The 23,058-nt window shown below is 61.4% G+C and carries 32 protein-coding genes and 1 pseudogene; 30 read left to right on the plus strand and 3 right to left on the minus strand.

Annotated features, from left to right (window positions below; genetic code table 11):
- Window positions 1-791: 791 nt before the first annotated feature.
- Together OVA12_RS00005 and OVA12_RS00010 are read left to right on the plus strand one after the other, a co-directional pair.
- The gene (locus OVA12_RS00005; protein ID WP_268133600.1) at window positions 792-1,106 is read left to right on the plus strand and encodes a helix-turn-helix domain-containing protein; all 315 of its coding nucleotides are present in this window, start codon (window positions 792-794) and stop codon (window positions 1,104-1,106) included.
- Complete coding sequence (locus OVA12_RS00010; RefSeq protein ID WP_268133601.1) at window positions 1,103-1,435, plus strand: hypothetical protein; 333 nt, start codon at window positions 1,103-1,105, stop codon at window positions 1,433-1,435. Before OVA12_RS00005 ends, OVA12_RS00010 begins: the two co-directional genes overlap by 4 nt.
- A 299-nt stretch (window positions 1,436-1,734) precedes the next feature.
- Here the strand turns inward: OVA12_RS00010 and OVA12_RS00015 are convergent, their stop codons facing one another.
- The gene (locus tag OVA12_RS00015) at window positions 1,735-2,052 is read right to left on the minus strand and encodes a hypothetical protein (RefSeq protein WP_268133602.1); all 318 of its coding nucleotides are present in this window, start codon (window positions 2,050-2,052) and stop codon (window positions 1,735-1,737) included.
- A 160-nt stretch (window positions 2,053-2,212) separates the two neighbouring features.
- Between OVA12_RS00015 and OVA12_RS00020 the strand changes: the two genes are divergently transcribed.
- Window positions 2,213-2,671, plus strand: a complete 459-nt coding sequence (locus OVA12_RS00020; protein ID WP_268133603.1) for a hypothetical protein — start codon at window positions 2,213-2,215, stop codon at window positions 2,669-2,671.
- 3 nt (window positions 2,672-2,674) lie between these two features.
- Here the strand turns inward: OVA12_RS00020 and OVA12_RS00025 are convergent, their stop codons facing one another.
- Window positions 2,675-3,115 (minus strand): hypothetical protein, encoded by a 441-nt coding sequence (locus tag OVA12_RS00025; RefSeq protein ID WP_268133604.1) that lies wholly within the window; start codon window positions 3,113-3,115, stop codon window positions 2,675-2,677.
- A gap of 103 nt (window positions 3,116-3,218) precedes the next feature.
- On the opposite strand from OVA12_RS00025, the gene OVA12_RS00030 reads away from it, so the two are divergent.
- The 22 genes and pseudogenes from OVA12_RS00030 (at window position 3,219) to OVA12_RS00135 (ending at window position 18,309) form a co-directional block, all read left to right on the plus strand.
- Window positions 3,219-3,509, plus strand: a complete 291-nt coding sequence (locus OVA12_RS00030; protein WP_268133605.1) for a DNA-binding protein — start codon at window positions 3,219-3,221, stop codon at window positions 3,507-3,509.
- Between the two features lie 16 nt (window positions 3,510-3,525).
- Window positions 3,526-3,678, plus strand: a complete 153-nt coding sequence (locus tag OVA12_RS00035) for a hypothetical protein (RefSeq protein WP_268133606.1) — start codon at window positions 3,526-3,528, stop codon at window positions 3,676-3,678.
- A complete protein-coding gene (locus OVA12_RS00040) occupies window positions 3,656-5,443 on the plus strand; it encodes a Mu transposase C-terminal domain-containing protein (protein WP_268133607.1) in 1,788 nt (595 codons plus the stop codon). The genes OVA12_RS00035 and OVA12_RS00040 overlap by 23 nt, the downstream gene beginning before the upstream one ends.
- 38 nt (window positions 5,444-5,481) lie before the next feature.
- Complete coding sequence (locus OVA12_RS00045; protein WP_268133608.1) at window positions 5,482-6,249, plus strand: AAA family ATPase; 768 nt, start codon at window positions 5,482-5,484, stop codon at window positions 6,247-6,249.
- Complete coding sequence (locus tag OVA12_RS00050; RefSeq protein WP_268133609.1) at window positions 6,249-6,839, plus strand: hypothetical protein; 591 nt, start codon at window positions 6,249-6,251, stop codon at window positions 6,837-6,839. The genes OVA12_RS00045 and OVA12_RS00050 overlap by 1 nt, the downstream gene beginning before the upstream one ends.
- Complete coding sequence (locus OVA12_RS00055) at window positions 6,836-7,183, plus strand: hypothetical protein (RefSeq protein ID WP_268133610.1); 348 nt, start codon at window positions 6,836-6,838, stop codon at window positions 7,181-7,183. The genes OVA12_RS00050 and OVA12_RS00055 overlap by 4 nt, the downstream gene beginning before the upstream one ends.
- Window positions 7,177-7,449, plus strand: a complete 273-nt coding sequence (locus OVA12_RS00060) for a hypothetical protein (protein WP_268133611.1) — start codon at window positions 7,177-7,179, stop codon at window positions 7,447-7,449. Before OVA12_RS00055 ends, OVA12_RS00060 begins: the two co-directional genes overlap by 7 nt.
- On the plus strand, window positions 7,446-7,874 hold the full coding sequence (locus tag OVA12_RS00065) for a hypothetical protein (RefSeq protein ID WP_268133612.1): 429 nt from the start codon (window positions 7,446-7,448) through the stop codon (window positions 7,872-7,874). The genes OVA12_RS00060 and OVA12_RS00065 overlap by 4 nt, the downstream gene beginning before the upstream one ends.
- Window positions 7,864-8,484 carry a DUF3164 family protein gene (locus OVA12_RS00070; protein ID WP_268133613.1) on the plus strand — a complete coding sequence of 207 codons (621 nt, stop codon included), beginning with the start codon at window positions 7,864-7,866 and terminating at the stop codon, window positions 8,482-8,484. Before OVA12_RS00065 ends, OVA12_RS00070 begins: the two co-directional genes overlap by 11 nt.
- Before the next feature lie 9 nt (window positions 8,485-8,493).
- Complete coding sequence (locus OVA12_RS00075) at window positions 8,494-8,727, plus strand: hypothetical protein (protein ID WP_268133614.1); 234 nt, start codon at window positions 8,494-8,496, stop codon at window positions 8,725-8,727.
- 203 nt (window positions 8,728-8,930) lie between these two features.
- Window positions 8,931-9,224: a hypothetical protein gene (locus OVA12_RS00080; protein WP_268133615.1), complete on the plus strand. Its 294-nt coding sequence runs from the start codon at window positions 8,931-8,933 to the stop codon at window positions 9,222-9,224.
- Window positions 9,221-9,619, plus strand: coding sequence for a gp16 family protein (locus tag OVA12_RS00085; protein WP_268133616.1), 399 nt, complete (start codon window positions 9,221-9,223; stop codon window positions 9,617-9,619). Before OVA12_RS00080 ends, OVA12_RS00085 begins: the two co-directional genes overlap by 4 nt.
- 44 nt (window positions 9,620-9,663) lie before the next feature.
- Window positions 9,664-9,927: a hypothetical protein gene (locus OVA12_RS00090; protein ID WP_268133617.1), complete on the plus strand. Its 264-nt coding sequence runs from the start codon at window positions 9,664-9,666 to the stop codon at window positions 9,925-9,927.
- Window positions 9,920-10,357: a hypothetical protein gene (locus OVA12_RS00095; protein WP_268133618.1), complete on the plus strand. Its 438-nt coding sequence runs from the start codon at window positions 9,920-9,922 to the stop codon at window positions 10,355-10,357. Before OVA12_RS00090 ends, OVA12_RS00095 begins: the two co-directional genes overlap by 8 nt.
- A 136-nt stretch (window positions 10,358-10,493) precedes the next feature.
- Window positions 10,494-11,711 (plus strand): N-acetylmuramidase domain-containing protein, encoded by a 1,218-nt coding sequence (locus OVA12_RS00100; RefSeq protein ID WP_268133619.1) that lies wholly within the window; start codon window positions 10,494-10,496, stop codon window positions 11,709-11,711.
- A complete protein-coding gene (locus tag OVA12_RS00105; protein WP_268133620.1) occupies window positions 11,708-12,124 on the plus strand; it encodes a hypothetical protein in 417 nt (138 codons plus the stop codon). The genes OVA12_RS00100 and OVA12_RS00105 overlap by 4 nt, the downstream gene beginning before the upstream one ends.
- Window positions 12,125-12,200: 76 nt before the next feature.
- Window positions 12,201-12,407, plus strand: a complete 207-nt coding sequence (locus OVA12_RS00110; protein ID WP_268133621.1) for a hypothetical protein — start codon at window positions 12,201-12,203, stop codon at window positions 12,405-12,407.
- Between the two features lie 29 nt (window positions 12,408-12,436).
- Window positions 12,437-12,936: pseudogene (locus OVA12_RS00115) on the plus strand (DUF1804 family protein).
- Window positions 12,933-14,630 (plus strand): phage terminase large subunit, encoded by a 1,698-nt coding sequence (gene terL / locus OVA12_RS00120; RefSeq protein ID WP_268133622.1) that lies wholly within the window; start codon window positions 12,933-12,935, stop codon window positions 14,628-14,630. The pseudogene OVA12_RS00115 and the gene terL overlap by 4 nt, the downstream one beginning before the upstream one ends.
- A gap of 71 nt (window positions 14,631-14,701) precedes the next feature.
- Entirely contained in the window at window positions 14,702-16,303 is a 1,602-nt protein-coding gene (locus OVA12_RS00125; protein ID WP_268133623.1) for a DUF935 domain-containing protein, read from the plus strand.
- A gap of 113 nt (window positions 16,304-16,416) precedes the next feature.
- Entirely contained in the window at window positions 16,417-17,673 is a 1,257-nt protein-coding gene (locus OVA12_RS00130; RefSeq protein WP_268133624.1) for a PBECR2 nuclease fold domain-containing protein, read from the plus strand.
- A 138-nt stretch (window positions 17,674-17,811) separates the two neighbouring features.
- Window positions 17,812-18,309: a phage virion morphogenesis protein gene (locus tag OVA12_RS00135; protein WP_268133625.1), complete on the plus strand. Its 498-nt coding sequence runs from the start codon at window positions 17,812-17,814 to the stop codon at window positions 18,307-18,309.
- 14 nt (window positions 18,310-18,323) lie between these two features.
- On the opposite strand, the gene OVA12_RS00140 is transcribed toward OVA12_RS00135, so the two are convergent.
- Window positions 18,324-18,659: a hypothetical protein gene (locus OVA12_RS00140; RefSeq protein WP_268133626.1), complete on the minus strand. Its 336-nt coding sequence runs from the start codon at window positions 18,657-18,659 to the stop codon at window positions 18,324-18,326.
- 401 nt (window positions 18,660-19,060) lie between these two features.
- On the opposite strand from OVA12_RS00140, the gene OVA12_RS00145 reads away from it, so the two are divergent.
- The 5 genes from OVA12_RS00145 (at window position 19,061) to OVA12_RS00165 (ending at window position 23,058) form a co-directional block, all read left to right on the plus strand.
- A complete protein-coding gene (locus OVA12_RS00145) occupies window positions 19,061-20,224 on the plus strand; it encodes a hypothetical protein (protein WP_268133627.1) in 1,164 nt (387 codons plus the stop codon).
- A gap of 64 nt (window positions 20,225-20,288) precedes the next feature.
- On the plus strand, window positions 20,289-20,660 hold the full coding sequence (locus OVA12_RS00150; protein ID WP_268133628.1) for a hypothetical protein: 372 nt from the start codon (window positions 20,289-20,291) through the stop codon (window positions 20,658-20,660).
- An 82-nt stretch (window positions 20,661-20,742) separates the two neighbouring features.
- The gene (locus tag OVA12_RS00155) at window positions 20,743-21,678 is read left to right on the plus strand and encodes a capsid protein (RefSeq protein WP_268133629.1); all 936 of its coding nucleotides are present in this window, start codon (window positions 20,743-20,745) and stop codon (window positions 21,676-21,678) included.
- 24 nt (window positions 21,679-21,702) lie between these two features.
- Entirely contained in the window at window positions 21,703-22,056 is a 354-nt protein-coding gene (locus OVA12_RS00160) for a hypothetical protein (RefSeq protein ID WP_268133630.1), read from the plus strand.
- Window positions 22,057-22,104: 48 nt separating this feature from the next.
- Complete coding sequence (locus tag OVA12_RS00165; protein ID WP_268133631.1) at window positions 22,105-23,058, plus strand: Gp37 family protein; 954 nt, start codon at window positions 22,105-22,107, stop codon at window positions 23,056-23,058.

The following is a 23,058-nucleotide window of genomic DNA, read 5'->3' on the forward strand; positions in this document are numbered from 1 at the left end:
TCCGAGGCTGCACGCAATCGTAACGGCCGCACCGCCAAACTAAATTCAAAAGGGCATGGAAAGACGGCCTTAACCAGTAATTGTGCATCAAAAAGTAGCGTGGGAAGGCTAACTACAATCAGAGCCAAACGTTTGCGGTGCGGGTTCTGAAACAGCGGCCTTGGGGGCCTTGCGCCAGCCGTGTTTCGAGCCAAGCGGCAAGCTCATGAGTTCGGCATTATCCGCTGGGTCCTCCGGCGCAGGGCAAGCAGGTCGTTGTAAGCATTCGATTATTGCTTCCAGGACAGCGTCCGGAGGCAGCTTGATCCCCTCCTCTTTATGAAGCTGCAGGACAAGGCGTCCAACCTGTTTGAAGACTTCCTTGTCGATCTGGTAGGCGGGACTTCTAGCGAGCGTCGAGGATTCTCCTTTGAACTTCGCCGTCCCCACTAAAGAGCCAGTTCAGATTAACAGAAAATCTCTGTTTATACATCTCCAGGAACTACCAAATCGGGGGCTGAGTCACCGCGCTCGTAGCCACCAAGCGTTTCGGGGTTCATCAGCAGCATCAGGGCGAAGGTCGCACGCTCCTTGAAGCCAAGCGCCTCTCTGACTTGGGTCAGCCTTTGCCCAAAAGGCGTTTTTGAGACCGTCTTTCTTGCCATAGCCAAAAACAGAATTTCCCTGCTTGCAAAGCAGAGAAATTCTGTTTATCTCCTATTCATCGGGGCGCAAGAGCGCGCCGAAAAGTCACACACAGTACCCAGAAAACGGCGCGTTGCAGCGCGCCGTTTTCAAATCGAGAGGCATCAATGGCCAAGCCGCACAATCCCCCGCCGGAGGGCTGGGACCGCCATTCTATTCTCGGCGAAATCAGGCGTCAGAACATGACCCTGACAGAGCTTGCCCGCCGCGCTGACATGCGCCCCAACTCGTTCGGGCATGTCTGGACGCGGACTGTCCGCAAAGCCGAAGCCGTCATTGCCGATTTCCTGGAAACCGATCCAGCCGAACTCTGGCCGGACCGGTATCCGATCCCCTCGCATCGAAGCTACGATATCCGTAAACACGGACCCGGCGCCAGTCAGAAGCGTGTTGCTCCGGCTGACAGGGCGGAGGCGGCATGATGGGCCAGCTGTCAGTCACTCCTTCCATCGCTGACAAGCATTGCGCCGTGATGATGCCCCTTTGCCAGACAGAGGTCCGGGCCTGCTTCCGCCTTGTCAAGGTGAGCCAACAGGGGCGGCGCTACTACTTTTCCGGTGCCGTGGACCAAATCGAAGCTGTGGATGTCCAGACGGGGCAGACCTGCCAACGCGTGGTTTCGCGCGGCGGGCTGCTGCCAGGCGATGCGCAGATTTTCGACAGCCTGGAAGACGCCCGCGATACCGGGCGAGGCCTCAATCTCTGGGGTATCGGCGGTGCCCAATGGACCGTGGAGCGCGCAGATGTCTGACATCACCAAAGCCCTTGCCTTCGTGAGGAGGCATATCGAGATCTCTGACGGACTGGGTATCCGGACGAGCGCCGACTGGCGGCGGGTCGAGGTCCTCTTGATGAAGCTGGAGCGCCTCGAAGCCGGTTCGATCAATGCCGCGCCTGACCGTGCTCCTGAAGGAACTCATTCAGAGCTTCAGACATGGTTTGGGTTAGGGTGGGGATCTGATCAGGGCGCAGGGTCATGCCAGTCCGAAGCCGGTCGAGGGTGCAACACCGATGAGATCATGAGGATGCTATCGCGCCTTCAGCTCCAGGTCACCCAAATCTCTGCGAGGCTGTCTTCGGCCGCAGAAGCCCGGAGGCTGGACTTTTAATGATCGTTTCGCCCGCCTTGATCATGTGCTGCGCCGCGACTTCCATTGCGTTCCTTTCCGCATCGACTACTGGCATTGCGTCGTCGATATGCATCCGGAACTCGATTGTCAGCGTCCCATCGTTCTTCTGCGGATCGGCATCGTCGATCAGCTGGACGCGGACACGGACGTTTCTGAACTGCCGTTCATCAGGATATGGCCGACCGGGAAAGTCGACGGACACACCAAACAGTTTCATGTGGCTTTCGAACGTCTTCATCGGAATTCACTCCGCGTATGTCGGTTGCGTGGATGTGACAGGTCACGGGGCCGGCTGTCACTGGCCCCGCGACCGAGCCCGATTAGCTGACTGCGATTCGCGAGACATGGCTAACGGAAATGTTCCGCAGTTTAGCAACAAGCGGAGGCGCGGCTGAGCCATGGCCAAAGCACGGAGAGACACGCTGACAGTGGATCTTCTGTCCTGGGAGCCGCCGCAGGTCGAGGCCCGGTTTGACGCACAGCGTGTGCGGGCTGCGACACTGGCAGGCAAGGTCTGCCGGGTGCTTGCCGAGGCGATGAAGGAAGACGGGCGGAGCCGCGACGAGATCGCGGCAGAGCTTTCGGCCTATCTCGGCGAAGACATCAGCCGGGACAGTCTGGATGCCTGGGCCTCGGAGGCCCGGGACAAGAGCAACATCGGCGCCTACCGCCTGATTGCGCTGGTGAAGCTCCTGAACAGTCCGGAAATGCTCAACGAGCTGCTCAGCGATACGCCGTTCCTCGTTGTCGACCGCAAGTACCGGTCGCTGATCGAACGGGAGCTGGCGATCGAGACACGCGAGCGGCTGGACCGGTTCATATCGGCAAGCGATGCGGAATGGAGATCACGGAAATGACCTTCACTCATCTTCCCCCGGCAAGGGGCACGGGAACGGCCACATGTAATGCCTGCGGCGCAACGGCGCTGTCATCACATCATATGCCGCTGCAATCAGGTCCGCGCGCGGTTTCAGCGGATGACAGATCTCTGTCCGGTGCAGTGTCTCCAGGACATCTGCAGCCTGAAACGCCATTTCAGCCGCGGCCGCAATCACCCAGAACCGCTGTTCAAGGGGCAGCCGGGCAAGACGCTTCGTTCGACCGGGCGGCGGAGCACCCAGAACCTCTTTCAGAAGAGGGGCTTGTGATCGAAAGGTGGCGTAAAGACTACCTTGCGCGGCGGCGGCTGAACCTGCTGCCCCTAGAGGGGCCAGGAAGGGTTGAAACTCTTCTCTGGCAAGCAGGTCTTGCAGTTCATGTGCAACGCCTGCGGCGGCATTTGCGGACGCTGATACATACATGGGATGACCTCGAAGCGGCGTTGAAGGGCGACCTGCCGCCGAGTGCCATTCCGTATCATCCTTTCGTGCTGTGGGTCTACCGTCTGCGCCGTGGAGGCCGGTCATGAGCTGGTACACCGCGCGGGAACTGGCGGAGCTGGCGTTGCCGGGATTGCCAAGTACGAAACAAAAAATCAACGACCTCGCCGCACGGGAGAATTGGGCGGCGCTGGACGGCTGCGCAAGACAGCGCGAAGGCCGGGGTGGCGGTTTCGAGTACAGCGTCGCCGTGTTGCCCGAGCCCGCAAGGGCAGAGCTGGAGCGGCGCCAGGCAAGCCGGGCGCTGGAGGCACTGGCTGTGCAAAATCAAGGGGCACTGACCGGGGAGCGCGGCGGGCGCCCTGGTCGCACCTAACGCACGGCAGATCCTGATGATGCAGGCGCGGGCCAGCCTGCTCATGGAAATCGAGCGCCGTATGATTGCGCATGACCCGACACAACGGCAGGCGTCACTGCAGTTGCTGTCGGACCTGGCCCTTGCCCGCAAGGGTATGGCGACGAGTGACAGCCGGCGACCGGCATGAGGCTGATTATCCTGCCCTGATCACCGCTTGCGGCCTTGCGCTTGACCGCAAGAGCGGCCTGTCGCTCAGAACGCTGTATCTGTGGTTCTCGGCGAGGCAGGACGGCATTCGCGCGCTTGCGCCCAAGCAGAAGAAGGCGGCGGTGCCGATCCAGGACCTGCCCTGGTTTCCAGGGTTCTTGAAGTTCTATGCGCGTCCGGCGAAGCCAACAGTTGCAGAGGCTCTTGCTGACTATACCCGGACCCTTGCCGATCCGTCACTGGCGCCGAGCGCAAAGCAGGTAAGGACAGCACTTGCGAAACTTGGTGCCGTTGATCGTCATCGCGGGCGAGAGGGTGCGCAGGCGCTTAAAGCCCGGCTCGCCTATGTCAGCCGCAGCACCGATGATCTGATGCCGACGTCCGTCTACACGGCGGATGGAAAGACCTTTGATGCCGAGATCGCGCATCTTCTGACAGGACAGCCTTTCCGCCCGGAGCTGACTTCGGTGCTGGATGTGGCCACGCGCAAATGCGTCGGGTTTTCCGTGTCCTTGAAGGAGAACTGCATTGCCGTTGCCGATGCACTGCGCATGGCGTCCTGCGCGCACGGCATTCCGGCGATCTTCTACGTCGACAATGGGCCGGGCTACAAGAACAAGACATTGGACGGCGATGTGACCGGGATGCTGGGGCAGCTCGGGATCACCAAGATGCACTCACGCGCCTACAATAGCCAGGCGCGCGGCATCATCGAACGGTTCAACGGGTCCGTGTGGAACCCGCTGGCCCGTAAGCTGCCTACTTATGTGGGCCGGGACATGGACCGGGAGGCGCGCAAACGCGTCTTCACGTCGACACGCCGCGACGTGGCCACGTCCGGTTCAAGTCCTGACCTGATGGGATGGGAGCGTTTCCTGGAGGTCTGCCAAGCGGTCATTGATGCCTACAACGAGCAGCCCCATACCGGATTGCCCAAGATCCGCGACGCGGAGACAGGCCGTGAACGGCACATGTCGCCGAACGAATGCTGGCAGCGCCATATCGAGCAAGGGTTTGAACCGGTCCATGTGGCGCATGGTGAGGCTGATGAACTGTTCCGGCCCCATGTCGTGCGGACGGTCCGCCGCTGCCTGATCGAGTGGAACACAAACACGTATTTCCACCTGGATCTCACCCCTTATCACGGGATGAAGGTCGCTGTCGGCATCGACATCAAGGACGGTTCCAAGGTCTGGGTCCGGGAAATCGACAAGGTCGACGGCACTGAATTGCCGGGCCGCTTGATCTGCGTCGCGGCGTTTGCCGGCAATGAAGCGCGCTATGTGCCCAAGTCCTTTGAGGATGCGGCCATCGAGCGGCGTGCCAACGCCCAGCTGCGCCTGGTTGGCCAGAAAGCAGACCGCATCGAACAACAGCTCCGGTCGACGCTCCTTCTTGAAGCCTCCGATGATCAGTCCTCCCGGACACTGCCCTGCACAGCAGCAGGCAGTGAATGGCGCGAACCGCTAGTCGATGGTCAGGCCAACAAGCGGGAAGATGATCGCGGTCTGGTGTTGATCGAAGGCGCGCCGGAGGTTGAGCAACCTGCCGGGCCGGCAAAACGACGGGTCTTTGCAAGCGACGTCGACCTGGCTGCGTTTGCCGTCGAGAGCCCCGAGTGCCTTACCGAAAACCCGAAAAAAGTCCTGCGGGGATGCCTCTCCCGCAGGACTGATCTGGACCTGTTCCGCCTGTCAGGTGTCGACGTGGACGCATTGAGGGATGTGCTGCGCGCCGCTGCCTGACAGGTAAACCTGAACACTTACAACAAGGAAGTTAGCAGATGCGGAATGTCTTTGTCGAGACCGACAACGTGAAGCGGTTTCTGTCTGCCCTGACAGCACTCAACCAGCGCGGCGCTGATGAGGCCTGTCTGGTGGTCGTCGATGGTCTGCCAGGGCTGGGCAAGACAACAACCCTGAAACACTGGGTTGCGCGAACGGGCAGCGTGTATCTGAGGGCCAAGAAGGAATGGACGCCAAGCTGGTTCATGAACGAGCTTCTGGATACGCTGCGGGTCAACCCTCCCCATGCGTTTCAGAAGAAATACGCCAAGGCGCTGGAAGAACTCGCCGGACGGCAAGCGTCGGCTGCGCTTGAGAACATGAGCTTCGGCCTCGTCATCGACGAGGCGGATCATGTGTCGTCGAAGTCCGCCATCCTGGAGACCATCCGCGACATCTCGGACATGATCGAGCTGCCGACAATCCTTGTTGGCATGGGCAAGGTCAATGACAATCTGGCCCGCTTCCCCCAGGTCGCCAGCCGCGTGTCTCAGAAAGTCCGTTTCGAGAAGGCCAGCCGCGATGATGTCCGCGCGCTGATCCAGTTGCGCTGTGAAGTGGCGGTCGCTGATGACTTGCTGGACTTCGTGCTCAAGGCGTCCTCGGGGTTCAACCGGGAAATACTTGAAGCCATCGCCAACATCGAGCGGTTCGGCCTGCGCAATGATCCAGGTCCCGGGGGGCTGGGGATCGCAGACATGGCCGGGCAAGTGATCCTGAATGACCGTGCCTCCAACCGGCCGATCCGTGTTCCGGGAGGTCTGTGATGGTCCCAGGAACAGTTCCAACGACCTTGCTGCACGCTCTTGGCGATGGTGCCTGCCGGACGATCGACGACCTTGATGCGCGGCTGCCCCTCTCCCGGCGCCAGATCTCGGATGGGGCTGGCATGCTGATCATGCGCGGCCTGATGGAGCGTATCGAAGTCGGTTGTTATCAGCTGACGGCCGATGGGCGCGCGGCTGCTGCCAGCGGCCGCGTCATCAGTTCCGGTCCGATCCGGCCGGATCGAGGGAGATGCCGGGCCCCACAAACGGGCACGCTGCGGCAACGCGCCTGGAATGCCATGCGAATGGGCGGAGCCTTCACAATCGGCGACCTCGTAATGGCCGGTTGCGACGGCTCGGAGAAAAACGCCGCTAGCAACCTGCAAAGATATCTGAAGTCGCTGGTCCGGGCGGGCTATGTCGCGGAACTGCCTGTCCGCGCACGCGGCACGAAGCAGACATCCAACGGGTTCAAGCGATACCGGCTCTTGCGGGATACCGGTCCGGTTGCTCCTGTCTGGCGACCTTCGAAGCACGATCTCTTTGACCATAATCTTGGAGATCCCGGCGAGGTTGTGCCATGCCGATGAGCCTGACTGTCAGAGACCTTGTTGCTGAACAGGTCGAACGGCTTGGGTCGAAAAAGGCCGTTGCGGAGCTTCTTGGCGTCAGCCGAACGATGGTGAGCCTCTATCTTTCGGGCCGCTATGCGGCGGTCGGAGGCCGTGTCGACAGGTTCGAGGACCGCGCCCTTTCGGTGTTCTCAGACCGCGTCCGCTGTCCGCATCTGAAGCTGGATATCAGCCGCAACATCTGCAGGTCGCATGCAGAGCTGGCCATGCCGATGTCAGACGCCAAAGCCCTGAAGCACTGGATCGCCTGCAAGGGCTGCCCACTCAATCCCAATCACGCAAAGGAGGATGAGGCATGCTGAGCCATCACCTGCTGATCGTACGCAATAGCGTGGCTTTCGTCCGCTCCAGCGACGGCTCCTTGTCTATGCACGCAACCCTCGCAGATCTGCTCGATCGGGCGCTGGCGAGCTGCATCATCGCAGCTCAGGACCTGGAGGCGGAACAGGCAGCAAGGCTTGCGCAACTTACCGCTGAGCAGCTCGCAGGATCGAACGTGGTGCTGTTCACCCCGCGCGCTCGAGCGAGCCTTGCGGGAGAGGTCGACGGACCGGGAGGTATGGCATGAACCATTTCAACCGCGCTTGGGTACTCGACGATCTTGCCCGTGCCATCGGTTTGCGTGTCATCGGCGAGAGCATCATGGACATCGCCGTCGCGCGCGATCGCCGGCATGACGATGTGGCGGCGACGCTACGCCGTGCGCGCAATCTGTGCCGCAACGAATACTGGGTGGGGCCGCTGCTGGCGCCCCCACAACCGGCCAAGGCAGTCGAAAAGCGTGTCCCGAAGGCACGGGTGCTGCGGCGCTACACAATCCGCCGGGACATCGACCTCGACGATCTGGCCGCACCGGCCTGCCGCGACACGACCGCCCTGTTGATGGGCGATCCGCCGCCGGAGCGACGTCAGCTGATCGATGCCGAGCGCTGCCTGAGGACCATCTCACTCCCGAAAATCTCAGCACAAAAGGACATTTCAAATGAGCACTGAATCCAACCTGCCCGATGGCTACTGGCAGGACGCCAAAGGCGCGCTGATCCCGATCGGCAACATCAAACCGGAGCATCAGGAAGAAGACGCTCTGGTCAAATCGCTGGTGACAGAGGCCAAGGAGCTGAACCGGCGGCTTGCCGCATTCAAATCCCGCGCATTTGGCGATGTGCAGGCATTCCGGGACCTGATCGCGGAAAAATATGGCGTCTCGCGCGGAGGCAAAAAGGGCAATGTCACCCTCAGCACATTCGACGGGTCGATGCAGGTCGTGGTTGCTGTCGCTGATCATGTTTCGTTCGGCAGCGAGCTTGAAGCCGCGAAGGAACTGATTGACCGCTGTATTCACCGCTGGTCCGAAGGTGCAAATGCCAATCTGCGTGCGCTTGTTGACCAAGCCTTCCAGGTCGACAAGGCCGGTGAGATTTCGACAGGACGGGTTCTCGGATTGCGGCGGCTTGCGATCGAGGATGCTGACTGGCATCGGGCCATGGATGCGATCGCGGATGCGGTACGGGTGACCGGCACCAAGGCATATGTGCGTGTCTATGAGCGCGATCCGGTTCGTGAAGACCGCCTGCCCGTCTCCCTCGACATCGCAAGCGTGTGAGGTGACGTCATGCCCATGATCTACGTCGGCGAAAAGAGCCGGCTCAAAAGTCACAGCGCAGTGGTCAAAGGTAGCAAGTCGATTGTCCGTGTAGAGATCGAATGCTTGGACGCTCTCGATCTCTACAGCTTGCTCCGCGAGCTTGATGACATGGCGGTCAGGCAGGCCACCGTGACCGACAAGTCCGAAAAAGGCAAACGTGCGAAGCCCTTGATGATCGAAGATTTGCGTGGTCGGAACTGACATGGCCCGCCTCGACGATCCGCGCGAGCTGAGCGACGAGGCGGACCGCCTGAGGCAAGAGCGATGTGACCTGCTGGCAATCGTTTACTGCCGGCGCTGGCGGGCGCACCGGATGCCGGACCTGCAGCAACAACTGACTGCGATCACCACACGTCTGATGCGGCTTGAGCTTGAGGCTCGCCAGGTAGCAAAGGATAACACCCATGGATGCAATCACGGTTCAGGCCAGCACACCGATTGTCCAAGCGATGGATCATACAGTGGATCGCGCTACTGGTGGCGCGAGGACGCTGACTGAGGGCAACACAGTCGCCATGGCCATCAGCGCGCTCGAAAGCCCTGTCGACGGGCTCGGGCTGCTGACCGTTGTTCTTGGAATGCGAATGGCCAATGCAGCCGCCCGGCTTGATGACGCCGGGCGTGAGCAGGTCGCCGACGCAGCCTGCCAGTTGCTACTGCGCGACTTCCGCGCCGCACTCCGGAGGTTGATGGCATGAGCATCGCTGCCATTCATGTTGCCAAAGCGCAATTGGGTCTTGATGACGAGACGTATCGTGCGCTGCTTGTTCGGATCACTGGCAAAGCGTCGTCCAAAGACATGAACGGCCGCGAGCTGCTAGCGATCCTTGCAGAAATGCGCCGGCTTGGGTTCAAGGACCAAGCGGGCAAGTCCTGGCGCGCCGGATCCCAGAAGCCTTTCGTGCGCCGTCTGTTTGCCCTCGCCAAATCGATCGACGAGCTGGGCTACTGGCGGCACCCCTACAAAAAGGCGCTGCAGTTGTTCGTTGCCGAGAAAACTGGCGTCGAAAACCCCGAATGGCTGACATCCGAACAAGCCGCGCCTTTGATCGAGGCTCTGAAACAGATCGAGCGGAGGCTGAAATGCGGATGACGTCTCGCCCCAGTGTGCCTGAAGCCGCAGTTTCGGATCACGCGGTGCTGCGCTATCTGGAGCGCGTCCTTGATCTGGATGTTGAGGCCGTGCGCGGACTGATCCTCAGCGAAACGAAACGCGCGATCGCGGCCGGAGCAAGCGCCGTCGTTCGAGATGGTGTTCGTTATGTGATCCTGAACCGCACCGTCGTCACTGTCCTTCTGTCCAGCAAAAGAATGGCGCTGAAAGAAAGGACGAGTTCTGGTCAGGACATCGCTTTGCTGCCACCTCAGACACCGTTCATGAGGGGCGACTGCCATGGCTAGATCGTTCTTTTCCGAGGACATGGCGGACATTGCCGACATCTGCGGTCAGGCAGTTGCGCTTGAGTTGCTGTCCGTCCTGCCAGGTGTCGAGATCAAGGTGCCCCTGACATTCAGCCCTGACAATCCGCTGTCCAGGCTCAAGCGGGAAACGGCGGATCTTCTCATCAAAGAACTTGCCGGGAACAAGTTCTATGTGCCGACGCGCCGGGAGCGGATCGATACGAAAGCGGCGGCCCGGCGGCTCAACCGCGAAGGCCAGAGCAGCCTCGAAATTGCCCTGGCCCTGCATGTCTCCGAACGCTATGTCCGGATCCTTCTTGCCGATCGGAAACGGCCTGCCAAGCGTGTGAAGGTTGACGAACGCCAGATCGATCTGGAAGATTGGTTGTCAAATGCTGACCCCAAGACAGGGGCCCAGCACCAGTTGTGATCGTGGAAGGCTCGTTGCCGAAAATCCGCGCAGGGTTCCCGGCAACCTAAGTCCCGATCCGCAGGAACTGTTCCGGCGCATTCCCCTATTCCGACATCCAAAGTGGTTTCCGACACGCATTCCGTGAGGAGCCACTATGTCGATTGTGCAGCACCTGCGCCAAGCCCAGGGCAAGCGGACAGATCGCGCGACCCAGATCAAGTCGGCGGCGGCCCGGATTGGCTGTGAGGTCAATGTCCTTCACGCAATCCTCGACGTCGAAAGCGGCGGAGAGCCATTCGATGCCCAGGGGCGGCTGATCATTCTGCCAGAACGTCACGTCTTCTGGCGCGAACTGCCGAAATCCAAACGCGCCAGGGCGATGACCATGGGGCTCGCCTCACCGAAATGGTCGAAGGCGAACTATGCAGGACTTGGAGGCGCTGGTTCTGACCAGCGCTGGGACCGCCTGGAGCAGATGGCCGCGCTCGATGAGCGAGCCGCGCTGATGTCGGTCAGCTTCGGATCAGCCCAGATCATGGGCTTCAATCACAAGATCTGTGGCTTTGATTCAGTGATTGCCTTCGTCCAGGCAATGGCTGCGAGCGAAGCTTCCCAGATCGATGCCTTTCTGACTTTCCTGCTTCGCAGCGGGCTTGCCGAGGCGCTGCGAACCAAAGACTTTCGTGCGGTCGCACGGCGCTACAACGGTCCAGGACAGGTGGATTACTATGCCGGGCGAATGGTGGCAGCCTACAATGAGCTGTGCGCTGCAGCCGGCGCGAGCGAACCCGCAAGTGAGGCCCCCTCGTCGCTCAGCCTTGGCGCAGACGGTTACCGCGTGAAGGCCCTGCAATCCCGCCTTTCAGAACTGGGGTTCGTGGTCAGGGCCGATGGCGACTTCGGGCCAGCGACACGTCGTGCGGTGGTCTCGTTCCAGGTCGAGCATGGCCTCAAGGCTGATGGCATTGTCGGTCCAAAGACGGAAGAAATGCTCGCCAAGGCATCCGGCCTTGTCGAACCGAATGCTGAACGCCAGGGGCTTACTGTCCAGGACCTTCGCCGCCAGGGATCACAGACGGTTCGCAAGGCGGACTGGCTGTCGCGCATCGGCATGGCACTGACCGGCACGGGAGCGGCAGCCGGCGGACTTGAGAGTGGCGAGCGCGGCTTTCTTTCTGACCTGGCGGGTCAGGTCTCCGGCGGCATCGATCTCATCCGTTCAATTCGCGCAGACGTGCAACCGCTTCTCGACTTGGTGACCGGCAACACATGGACCGTGTTTGCGCTGACCGGCCTCGCCGTCATTGTTATCGCCTGGCAAATCAAGCGCCGGCGGCTTGAGGACGCAAAGACCTGGAGGCATGTCGGATGACGCTCCTGTTCCGTTTTGGCATCTGGCTCGTTGGCAGCCTTGGTGGTGGCGTTGCCGATCGCATCCTCAGCCATCTTGAACGCAAAGCCGATATCGAGAACGGCCGCGACAAGCTGCGCGCCGAAGTGACCGTAGAAACCGTCCGGTCGGAACTGGCGGTCCGGCAGGCAGCACGCGACATAGTCCTGGCCGAACAGGGCTGGTGGGTCACCGCCCTGATCCGGCCAGCCTTCGCCTGGCCCATTGCTATCTGGTCGGGCGCTGTTGTCGCAGATAGCCTGTTTCACTTCACCTGGAACGTCGCAGCTCTGCCCGCCCCCCTCGACGAATGGGCAGGCTGGATTGTCGCTGCGTATTTCCTCACCCGTCCCATGGAAAAGGTTGCGCGCGGCTTCTTTCACAGCCGGCGCTAGCGCCTCTTAACAACGATCAGCTTTGGGCCGTTAGACCGGCTCCGGCTTAACGCCCGCTGATCCAGGAGCCCTGATGATGAGCGATGATATCAGCCAGCGCCTCGGCAAGATCGAAGGCCTCCTGATCGGGATCGACAAGAAGGTCGACGGTCTTGAGGGGCAGATTACGCGCCAGGACGAACGCTTGCGCACCGTTGAACGGCGCACATTTGCCAATTCGGTTGTCGCCTCCGGTGTGATCTCGATCGGCATTGCCTTCGTCAAGGACAAGATCGGTGTGTGACAGGCCTGATACCACGGGATTGGCATTTGATGGCACGGGATGAAGACAAGAAACGGCAGGCTCGCAAACGCTTCATCTTCGAGCGCCAGTCTGTGCCGACCATCTGCCTGGCGCTTGGCATTTCTGACAGCACATTGCGGCGCTGGAAGAAGGATGCCCGACAGCATGGGGATGACTGGGACGTTGCCCGTTCCGCAACCATGCTCGCCGGAGAGGGCCTTGAGACAGTGGTCGCATCCGTTGTCGAGGATTTCGTCATCCTGTTCCAAGCGACCGTCGAAGACGTCAAGTCTTCCGAAACGCTCCAGGCCGCAGACCGCGTCAAGCTGATGGCATCGCTATCTGACGCCTTCAACAAGATGTCTCGTCAGCCGGCCGCGTTGCGCCGAAGCTGTCCGAGCTGGGCGTTGCCAATGACGTGCTTTCCCGTCTGGCGGAGTTTGTCCGGATCGAGTTTCCGCAGCATTCGTCGGCGTTCGTCGAAATCCTCGAACCCTTTGGAGACCGGCTTGCGGAGGTTTACGGATGATCTCGCCACGGCATGGCCCCGGCGCGCCGCTCAAGGCAAACGAGTTCCGGAAAAGCATCGCCGAGATTGCGGATCTGTTCCGGCAAAAGATCGAACTTGAGGTCGAAGCTTTTCCCGCAGATCCGGAACGACGGCGTGAACGGCTGGCCAAAGTTCAGGCGGACGGAACCGGCTACAGGTTTTTTGCCGAAACCTATTTCCCGCACTATCTGTCGAAACCTGCCAGCCGCTTGCACGATCATCTTTATGCCGACCTGCCGTCAATGGTCGAAACCGCTCATGGTCAACGCAAGCTGGTCATCGCACCGCGCGGCTCAGCCAAGTCGACCCATATTTCCCTGATCTTCCCGCTCTGGTGCGTCGTGCGCGGCCTGAAGCATTACATTGTCCTGATCATGGATGCCTTCGAACAGGCTGCCGTCATGCTCGAAGCGCTGAAGGCCGAACTGGAGGTCAATCCCAGGCTGAAATACGATTTTCCCGACGTCTTCGGCCAGGGTCGTGTCTGGCGCGAGGGCGACATCGTCACGCGCAACAACGTCAAGATCGAAGGGTTCGGGACAGGCAAAAAGATCCGTGGCCGTCGTCATGGCCCGTTTCGCCCGGATCTTGCGATCCTGGACGATGTCGAGAACGACGAGAATGTCGCCAATCCCAAGCAGCGCGACAAGCTGGAAGGATGGATCTCCAAGGCTGTTCTGAAACTTGGGCCCCCTGACGGTTCCATGGACGTGCTCTATGCCGGAACCGTCCTGCACCATGATGCCGTCATCGTCCGGTTTTCCCGAAAGCCACAATGGCAGGCCACAGAGTTTCGAGCCATCCTTACATGGCCGGATCGCATGGACCTCTGGGACCGTTGGGAAGAGTTGTATCTCACCGATGAGCCAACTGCAGACGAATGGTACCAGGCGAACGCCAAGGACATGGAGCGTGGCGCCGAACTGAACTGGCCCGACAATCACACGCTGCTCTACCTGATGCGCGAGCGGGCCGGCGAACATTCCGCGTTCGAAAGCGAATATCAGAACAAACCCGTGTCCCGGGACAATCCGTTCCAGGATCTGACATGGTGGGTGCAAAAGAAGCGGGACTGGCTGTTCTTCGGTGCAATCGACCCTTCGCTTGGCAAAAACAACCGGCATCGTGATCCCTCGGCAATCCTGATCGGCGGCTATGACCGTGAAACACAGGTGCTGGATGTGGTCGAGGCTTCGATCCGCCGCCGCTTGCCGGACGTCATCATTGCCGATGCCATTGCGTTGCAGCGGGATTATGCCTGTCAGTTGTGGTTTGTCGAAAGTGTCCAGTTCCAGGAACTGTTGCGCACCGACCTGATGAAGGCTGCAGCGCGTGCCGGGCTTGCCATGCCTTGCGTTCCCATTGTTCCGCTTGCGGACAAGGCGCTGCGGATCGAACGGCTGCAACCGCCGGTCCATGCGGGTCTCATCCGTTTCAATGCAGCGCACAAGGTTCTGGTCGATCAGCTGCAACAGTGGCCGGACGCCGATCACGACGACGGTCCGGACTGTCTGGAAATGCTCTGGAGCAATGCGGTCGCAAAAGCCGCCAGCGCATTGACTGCCAACACATTTAGAACGGCTCCAGGAAGCTCCAGGTCGGCATCGGCCTTTGGAGGGGCGGGCTCGATATCAGGACCGGCGTCCGGACGCTTCGGGGGGTACCGGCTGTGAAGTGCCGCAAAGTGACCGGCCGCAAGGAGCCAATTTCGCCCGCACTGTTCCTGCAACAGGAGTAAAAAGACATGGCTCGAGGTAAGTCTGCCGGGATCCCGGCTGGCGCGCGTGCTGTGCCGCCGCAGGGCGGACAGTTCATCGCAACGCCCGCAAATGATGTCACCATTCCGTTCTTTTCCAATGTGCTGGAGCCTCAGGACCCAACTATCCGGGAAAAGGGCGCAGCCAAGGGTTTGAAGCTCTATGATGAGGTCTTGCGGGATGGCCGCGTCCGCACGGTCCTGGGTAAGCGCTTTACCAAAGTGACGCGCCGGAGCTGGACCGTCACGCCGGCGGATCCAGATAAACCTCTCGACTTGGAGATTGCCGAGGCGATCACCAGGATGCTCAAGCGGATCGGTTTCGACGGGATCAGCAAGCATCTGCTCAAGGCCATCCTGAAGGGCTATGCGGTGGCGGAAGTGATCTGGCACCTGGACCAGGACGGACTGATCGCGCCGAAGGCCATCAAGGCGCATGACCAGGCTCGTTTCCGCTTTGCCCCGGACTGGCGTCCGAGGCTCCTGACCCGGGAAAGCGGACTTGAAGGGATCGAGCTGCCGGAACGCAAGTTCATCGTTCACCGGTATGATGCCGAGGGAAACAATCCCTACGGCCTCGGGCTTGGCTCCACATTGTTCTGGCATGTGCTGTTCAAGCGTGAGGGTGTCGCCTCCTGGATGGTTCTGCTTGAGAAGTTCGCTGCCCCCACGCCTTTCGGACGTTTTCCGGCCGGAACGGCCGCAAGTGAGCAGGATCGTCTGCTTCTGCTGCTGCGCGATCTCGTTTCCAATGGCGCGCTGGCAGCACCGATCGGCACTGAAGTCGAGTTTCTGGAAGCAAAACGAAGCGGTGACGCCGGCTATGAAGCCTGGGTGCGCTACTGGGACGAACAGACCTCGGAAGTCGTGCTTGGCAGCACGCTCTCCACAAGCGTCAAGGGTGAAGGCGCCCGGGCTGCGTCGGAAACCCATGCGGACGAAACCGAAGCCATCATTGACGATGACGCCGATGCCTTGTCGGAAACCTTCAATGACACCCTGATCCGTTGGATCACCGAACTGAACTGGCCAGGCGCCACGCCCCCGTCTGTCTGGCGGCCACGTCCGAGCAATGAAAAGGACGAGGAAGCCCTCAAAAAGTCGCGGCACGAGCGCCAGCGGGGTGCGGTCGGTCTGCTCAACGAGTTGCGCCGTCAGGGCTTTGAGCCCGATGATGTCGAAGCCTGGCTGGCAGATGTGATGGAAACGCCGGTGACCGGCTTTTCCGCCCCGGACCTTGCGGCCAGCCCTGCCGCGAATGCGTTGACGGCTGCCTTTGCCGACGCTGCGGCCGCACGTGAGGGTGACCCTACATCCCATCTTGTCGACCAGGTCGCCGATCTCGCCGGGCCGGCCCTGACCGGGTGGATCGGCACATTGCGCGAGACCCTTTCGGGGGTAAAGGACTACAGTCAAGCATCGCAAGCCCTGCTGGAGGCATATGGCCGGCTTCTGCCGGATCCACTGGGCAACGTCCTCGGCGATGCACTTGCCTTGGCGGAGCTAAACGGCCGGGCCGATGTGCAGGACGAGACCGGTGTTCTCCCGTCGTTTCCCGCCGCCGGCAAAGGCTCAAAAAAAAACTCCTGACGCCCTCACCTGCGGGTGCTGCGGAGGCACGAAGCACCAGCTTTGCCGATGACGGCAACAGCGATCATGGCCCGCTGGCTGATGCCATCGCCTTCCATCGGCAGAAGATCAGGTTGCCGACCAACCACTGGCACGATCTTTTGCACCATGCCCATGACCGTGCCTTCGTTGTTGCCGGTGCGACGCGGGACGCCCTGATCGAGGACTTTCAGGCCGCGATCGATGACGCCCTTGCCAAAGGCCTGCCGTTCAATGGCTGGCTCGACAAGACGGGCGTTCACCAGCCAGGCTTCATTGACCGGTTCGACGAGATCGTCCGCCGGCACGGATGGGATCACAAGGGCGGACGTGAATGGCGGGCACGGGTGATCTATGAGACGAACCTGAAATCTGCCCATGCCGCCGGCCGCTATCGTCAGATGACCGATCCGGATGTGCTGAAGGTTTATCCTTACTGGGAGTATGTCCATGGCCTGGCCCGGGTCCCTGATACGCCGCGCGAAGATCACGAAGCCTGGAGCGGACTTGTCCTGCCGGCAGATGATCCATGGTGGCAGACCTACTATCCGCCCAATGGCTGGAAATGCGGCTGCGGAGTGCGGCCTGTCTCGCGGGCAAAGCTGAAGACGCTCGGCAAGGACGGGCCCGATCCCTCGCCGCCAATCGAGACCGAACGCCGACCGGATCCGGCAACCGGGCAGATCCTGGACTATCCAAAGGGCGTCGACATGGGCTGGGCCTATGCGCCTGGACGATCCTGGGCGAGCGGCCTGGTGCCGCGTGAACTGCAACAGCCCCTCGGCACACAGATGCAGCTGCCAGGGATTGTCCAGCTGCCAGAGATGGCTTCGATCGCCCGGCCTCTAAAGACGCGCAAACTTGCTTCCGGACTTCCCGAAGAGGCATATGTCGAAGCCTTCCTTGCCGAGTTCGACACCAGCCCCGACACACCGGAACTGTTCCGGGACAAGGCGGGGCATGCGGTTGTGATCTCTGACGATCTGTTCCGCCGGCCAGATGGGACAAGCAAGCTCGTCAATCCGCGTGGCTTGCCAAGTTCGAGCCGGGCCACAGCCCTCGTTCAACTGGCGGAAGCCCTAAAAGATCCGGACGAGATCTGGATTGATTGGGAATGGCATGCCGCCCGCAACGCCTGGATCCTGAAACGCCGCTACCTTCGGGCCGCGCCAGATCTTGCCGGTCTGATCATTTTCGAATGGAGCCGCTTCGGATGGCGGGGCACCACAGCCTACAACGCGGAGTCTGGCAAGTCAGGCAAACGCCGGCCGAACTTCAACCAGATCGAAACCTGGCGGCATGGCGTGCTTCTGTTCCGAAGGGAAACAGACAAGAGCAACACCGGGGAATGAGAAAGGGCGGTCGACGCAGACCGCCCGGCGCAGGAACGGAAAGGAGGCCTGCGCCGGCCCACGTTCCTGTCGCAAAGCCAAGTTTACAGGCTCTTTGCTTCAGCTGCAATCAGCCAGGTACTGCGGAGGAAAACTCAAGTGCTGACCTTCCGTTTCGAGACAAGCCGGATCGGGCCAGAGATTGAGGCCCTGATCGGCAAGACTGGTGACCGCGCCGCGGCGCATCGGATCATCGGACTGACGCTCTATGATCAGACTGTCGACCGGTTTCAGAGGGAAATAGCGCCGGATGGCACGCCCTGGGCCCCGCTCTCCCCTTTGACGCTCTCCAGCCGCCGCAACAAGCGCGGCATCCTTCGGGATCGGGGCGAGCTGTTCGGCTCGATCCATCAGGTCCACAATGCGACGCGGGCCGAAGTCGGTACCCGCCTCAACCATCCGAAGGTGATGGTGATGCAGTCTGGTGCCACGATCCGGCCGCGCCGGGCGTCCGTGCTTGCCGTTCCCATGGGACGCGGCGGAAACAGGCCGGCCTTCATTCGCAAGGCCGTCATTCCGCCCCGGCCCTATATCGGGATCGGCCGGGGCGATGAGGAAGCTGTCAAAGATGCATTGCTGGCCTGGCTCGATGCGTGAGGTGTTCAGCGCCTTCAGCGCTGCGATCCGAGCGCTTCTGCTGGAATATTGCCGCGACAACCTGCCTTCGGACCCTCGACGATCATGATGTCATGGGTGACGAAACCCATGTCCTTCATGATGATCTTGGTCCCTGGATCGACAATGCAGGCAACGAGAACCATAACCATCATCGGGTTGGTCTTGTGAACGCCGGCGTTGATGAGCTGCATCGCTTCATCATGAGCAGCTTTGTCTTTCCAGACCCAGACGGCTCCCGCCCCGGTGAAGTCCTTCAGAACAAACTGTTGAGCTGCAGCGGAATGAAACGTGGCGCAAAGCGCGCCAATCAGAAAAAGAACACGAAGCATATTGAACTCCAAGTTGTACGGCGCAGAAGTCTTGCCATGCACCCGCACGGCGGGCAAGAGGTGCGAAGATGCAACCATCATCAAAAGCGGGCCAGGACTAAAGACAATCGGTTGCCGCCAGCATCGCGCATGGGCAAGGCGCACCCGCCGTTAAGGCCGCGTTAGAAGCCCGGCAAAAGGCCTTTGGCTTTCTGTCCTGCCTTGGCAGATGGCGGTCCTCAGATGGCACCCGCCAGGCTCCGGCCGGTTGCGCATCAATTGGCTCCCGGATAGGGTGCCGCTTACCTGACCGTATGTTCCGCATCAGACGTGTCCCTGATGCCCTCTGGAACAGTTCCGGCGCATATCCCTCCCGCCACTGACAATGTCGCTCCAGTTGACCAAAACCGGAGCGACGGCCCGTGCCGCAGGCGACCTCAACCCGCAAGATCGAAGTGTTCCGTCCAGGAACGTTCACGGCCATGTCCGGTGCGTCCTTTACCGCCAGTGCCAGCGACCTGGCGGCGCTGGCAGACCGGTATGATGCCGAGAACAATCCGGTCCCGGTGGTCGTTGGCCATCCCAGGACGGATGCGCCTGCCTATGGCTGGGTAAAGAGTTTCACCTATGACGCGGACGCTGAGCGGCTGATTGCAGAAGTCGGCGAGCTGGAACCCGGATTTGCCTCGGCAGTGTCCGACGGCCGCTACAAGAAAATCTCGATGTCGTTCCATGTTCCAGGCGCCCCGTCCAACCCGGCCGGCGATGCGCTTTACCCCAAACATGTCGGGTTTCTAGGGGGGGCCGCCCCCGCCGTGCCGGGCCTTAAGCCGGTGTCCTTCACAGATGCCGCTGACCTCATCACGGTCGAGGTGGCCTCCTTTGCCGATCCAGCCTTCCGCGATGTGGCGAGCCTCTTTCGCCGCTTCAGGGAATGGCTGATCGAGACACGCGATGCAGAGACCGCCGACAAGGTCATGCCGGACTACACGATCCGCTGGATCGACGAGGCCGGCACGCTGCCGGCGCCGCAGCCAGCCGCCTTTGCCGCAAGTCCTGAAACCGTTTCGATCTCACAGGAACCGATCATGTCCACCACCACACCGCCCGCTCATTCATCCGCTCCCGCCCCCGATGCGGATCTGGCTGCCCGCGAAGCCGCCCTCCGGGCTAGGGAAGATGCGCTCAATGCCCGCGAAACCGAACAGCGTCACGGCGCAAATGTCAGCTTTGCCGAGGGCCTGATCGCCTCAGGGCAGCTTGCCACTGGCCACAAGGCCAAGCTGGTGGCGCTTCTGGATGGCCTCGCCGGTGCGTCGTCCGCTGCAATCTCCTTTTCCGAAAACGGATCCGAAGTCACCACGGGTCTCGTTGATCTGGCGAAGTCGCTTTTCGAGACCGCTCCGAAGATCGTCGAGTTCGGCGAGACGGACATGGGGGATGCCCCGGAAGCGTCTGCGAATGACGCAGAAAACCTCGCCCGCGAAGCAATTGCCTTCCAGGCAACGCAGCGGGCCGCCGGCATCACCGTCTCGGCAGCCGATGCCGTCACCCATGTCGAGAAGACGCGAGGCCTCAGGACCTGAGGCCCACCCTGTCTGATATCCGGCTGATGTCCAGCCGCTCTGTTGTCAATGAGGAGCCACCAGCATGCATGTTGGTCTGATCAAGAATTTCACCGCAGACGGCCCGATCGGCAAGCGGCGTCTTGTGACTTTCGGCAGCGCGGAAGGCCGCGTTGCCCTCGCCGGCATCGGGGCGGTGCTGCTCGGCACGACCGCAATCAGGGGCGCGGCTGGCACCGGCGAGCGGATTGACGTCTGTCTCGATCACATCCGTGAAGTCGAGTTCGGAGGCACGGTGGCTTATGGCGACCCGCTCACCAGTGATGCGAACGGCCGCGCGATCAAGGCTGCGCCTGGGGCTGGCGCTTCATTGCCAATCATTGGCCGCGCGATGAGCGCCGGTGGTCTCGGCGTCATCGGTCATGTCCTGATCCAGCCCGCAACGCTGCGCGGCTGACCAGTTTACCGAAAGCGCGGTCCTGACCGCGCTGGCCGCAGCGATCCCTGCAGTCCCAAACCTTCTTTGAAAGAAAGCAGCCATGTCCAGCGCCACTGACCAGTTTACCGAAAGCGCGGTCCTGACCGCGATTGCCATCGCCTATTCCAACCCGGACTACAACCTGATCGCCGACCAGGTCTTGCCCCGGGTGCCCGCGCCGGCCGCAACCTTCAAGTATCAGGTCTACGACGAGGCGGAAGCCTTCACGCTGCCCGACACCCGCGTCGGACGCCGCTCGGCGCCGAACCAGGTGGAGATTTCCGGCAGCGAGCGGGAGGCCAGTACCGAGGAGTATGGCATCGACATCCCGCTCGACAACAAGACCATCGCCGAGGCTCAGCGCAACAAGTGGGACCCGGACAGGCGGGCGACCGAACGGGCGGCGGACATTGTCCTTCTCGACCGGGAAGTGCGTACGGCAAGTCTGGTCAAGGATCCGGCCAACTATCACCCCGACCACGTCGAGACCCTGGCCGGTGCCGACATCTTCACGGACCCTGCGAGCGATCCGATCACGGTGATCGAAGATCTGATGGCGACCTGCTGGCAGCGGCCGAACCAGCTGACACTGGGCTTCAGCGCCTGGCGTGCCCTGCGCAAGCACCCGAAGGTCGTCAAGGCCGTGCACGGAAACTCCGGCGACCAGGGCCGGGCAACGCGGCAGCAGATTGCCGAACTCCTGGAGGTCCAGCGTGTTCTGGTGGGCGAAAGCCGCGTCAACATCAAGCGTCCGGGCGAGGCGCCGGTTCTGGCCCGGGTCTGGGACAATATCGTTGCAGGCCAGTTCATCAACCGGACGGCTGACACCACCGGTGGACTGACCTTCGGCTACACCGCTCAGCTGGGTACCAAGATCGCCGGCACGCTTCCGGCCAACATGGGCTTGCGGGGCGGCAAGCTCGTCCGTTCCGGCGAGGAAGTGCGCGAGCTGATCGTGGCCAACCGGGCCGGTTTCCTGATCCGCAATGCGGCCTGATCCCTCAAACCAGGAGCTGAGACCATGACCGATACGCTGACCTATCCCGTCCTGGCTGCTGTCCGGCACAACCGGGTCCGCTATGCGCCGGATGATCCCGATCACAACACCATCGACCTGGCACCTGGAGAGGCCAGACCGCTGCTGATGCTCAAGGTGATCGGGGAGCCCGTCACACCTGTCCAGGTCAATGATGTCCCTGCCGATGATGTCCCGGCTGGCGATGCAACTGGCCCTGTTGATGCTGGCCCTGATGAAGCTGGCCCTGATGAAGCTGGCGATGATGAAGCCGGACCGGATCACGATGGACCGGCGCGCGCAGCTGACGCGCTGACGAAATCCGGCAAGCGTACGGCAAAAGCACAGAAGCCGGATTGATCCGGACAATCAGGCGTCCGGTCCAGGGACCTGGGAGCGTTAAAAGCGATGACGACAGGCAGCTATCTAACGGTGGACGAGCTGATCGCGCTCAACAGCGAGGAAGATCTCATCGCCCTGGCGGGCATTGGCGGGTTCAACTCCGCAGGTGGCCGGACCCTCGACCGGGACCGCCTGTCCGCGCAGATCCGGCGTGCCCAGAGCCTGATAGACGGACATGTGCTGAACCGCTTCCCAGCGCTTGGCGCGGTGCCTTGCGCGGATATGCCCGCGAGCCTGAAAGGTGCGGCGGCGGATCTCGTCGTCTACTGGCTGCGCGACCGTGTTGCCGATCGAGGCGCAGTGGATGACGTGACGCGTGCCCGCTACCTGGACGTGATGGACTTCCTGAAAGGCATCCGCGACGGCAAGACGGACCTCGGGCCCGGGCGCGACGGGCTTGGCGGCTTGCCTGGCGGCGGCGCGGGACAGACAGACCGGATCGCTAAGCAGTTTCCCCGCTGCCCGCGCCCCGTCCATGCTGGAGGGCTGGCGGTGAGCGTGATCCAGTCCATCGAAACGCAGCTGATCGCCCGGCTGAAACGGTGCCTGCCATCGGAGTTCTACGTGGTCGGCTTTCCGGGTAACCCGGAAGCCTTCGACCCGGCGAAGATGCGCGCGGCTGCGTTGGTCCATTATTCCGGCGCACGTTATGGCGAGGGCAATGGCATGGACCTTGCCCGTCAATCGCGCGAACTCAGGTTCACCATCGTCCTTTACCTCGGCGACCTGAATGGCGGCGCTGCCGCCTATCCCATTCTCGATACGATGCGCCAGTGGTTGCAGAACACGGCCCTGGAAGGGGCAACGCCGCTCAAGATGATGAGCGAACGGCTTACCGACCAGGCTGCCGGCCAATGGGACTGGCAGGTGGATGTCTCCTGCGTTGTCGCATCCGTTGCCGCCGAGCAATCGCCGGCGCGCCCCCGTATCCCGCTCACCCGCTTTCAGGAGGAGGGTTAG

This window comes from Pannonibacter sp. SL95, from assembly GCF_026672425.1.
Taxonomy (GTDB): domain Bacteria; phylum Pseudomonadota; class Alphaproteobacteria; order Rhizobiales; family Stappiaceae; genus Pannonibacter.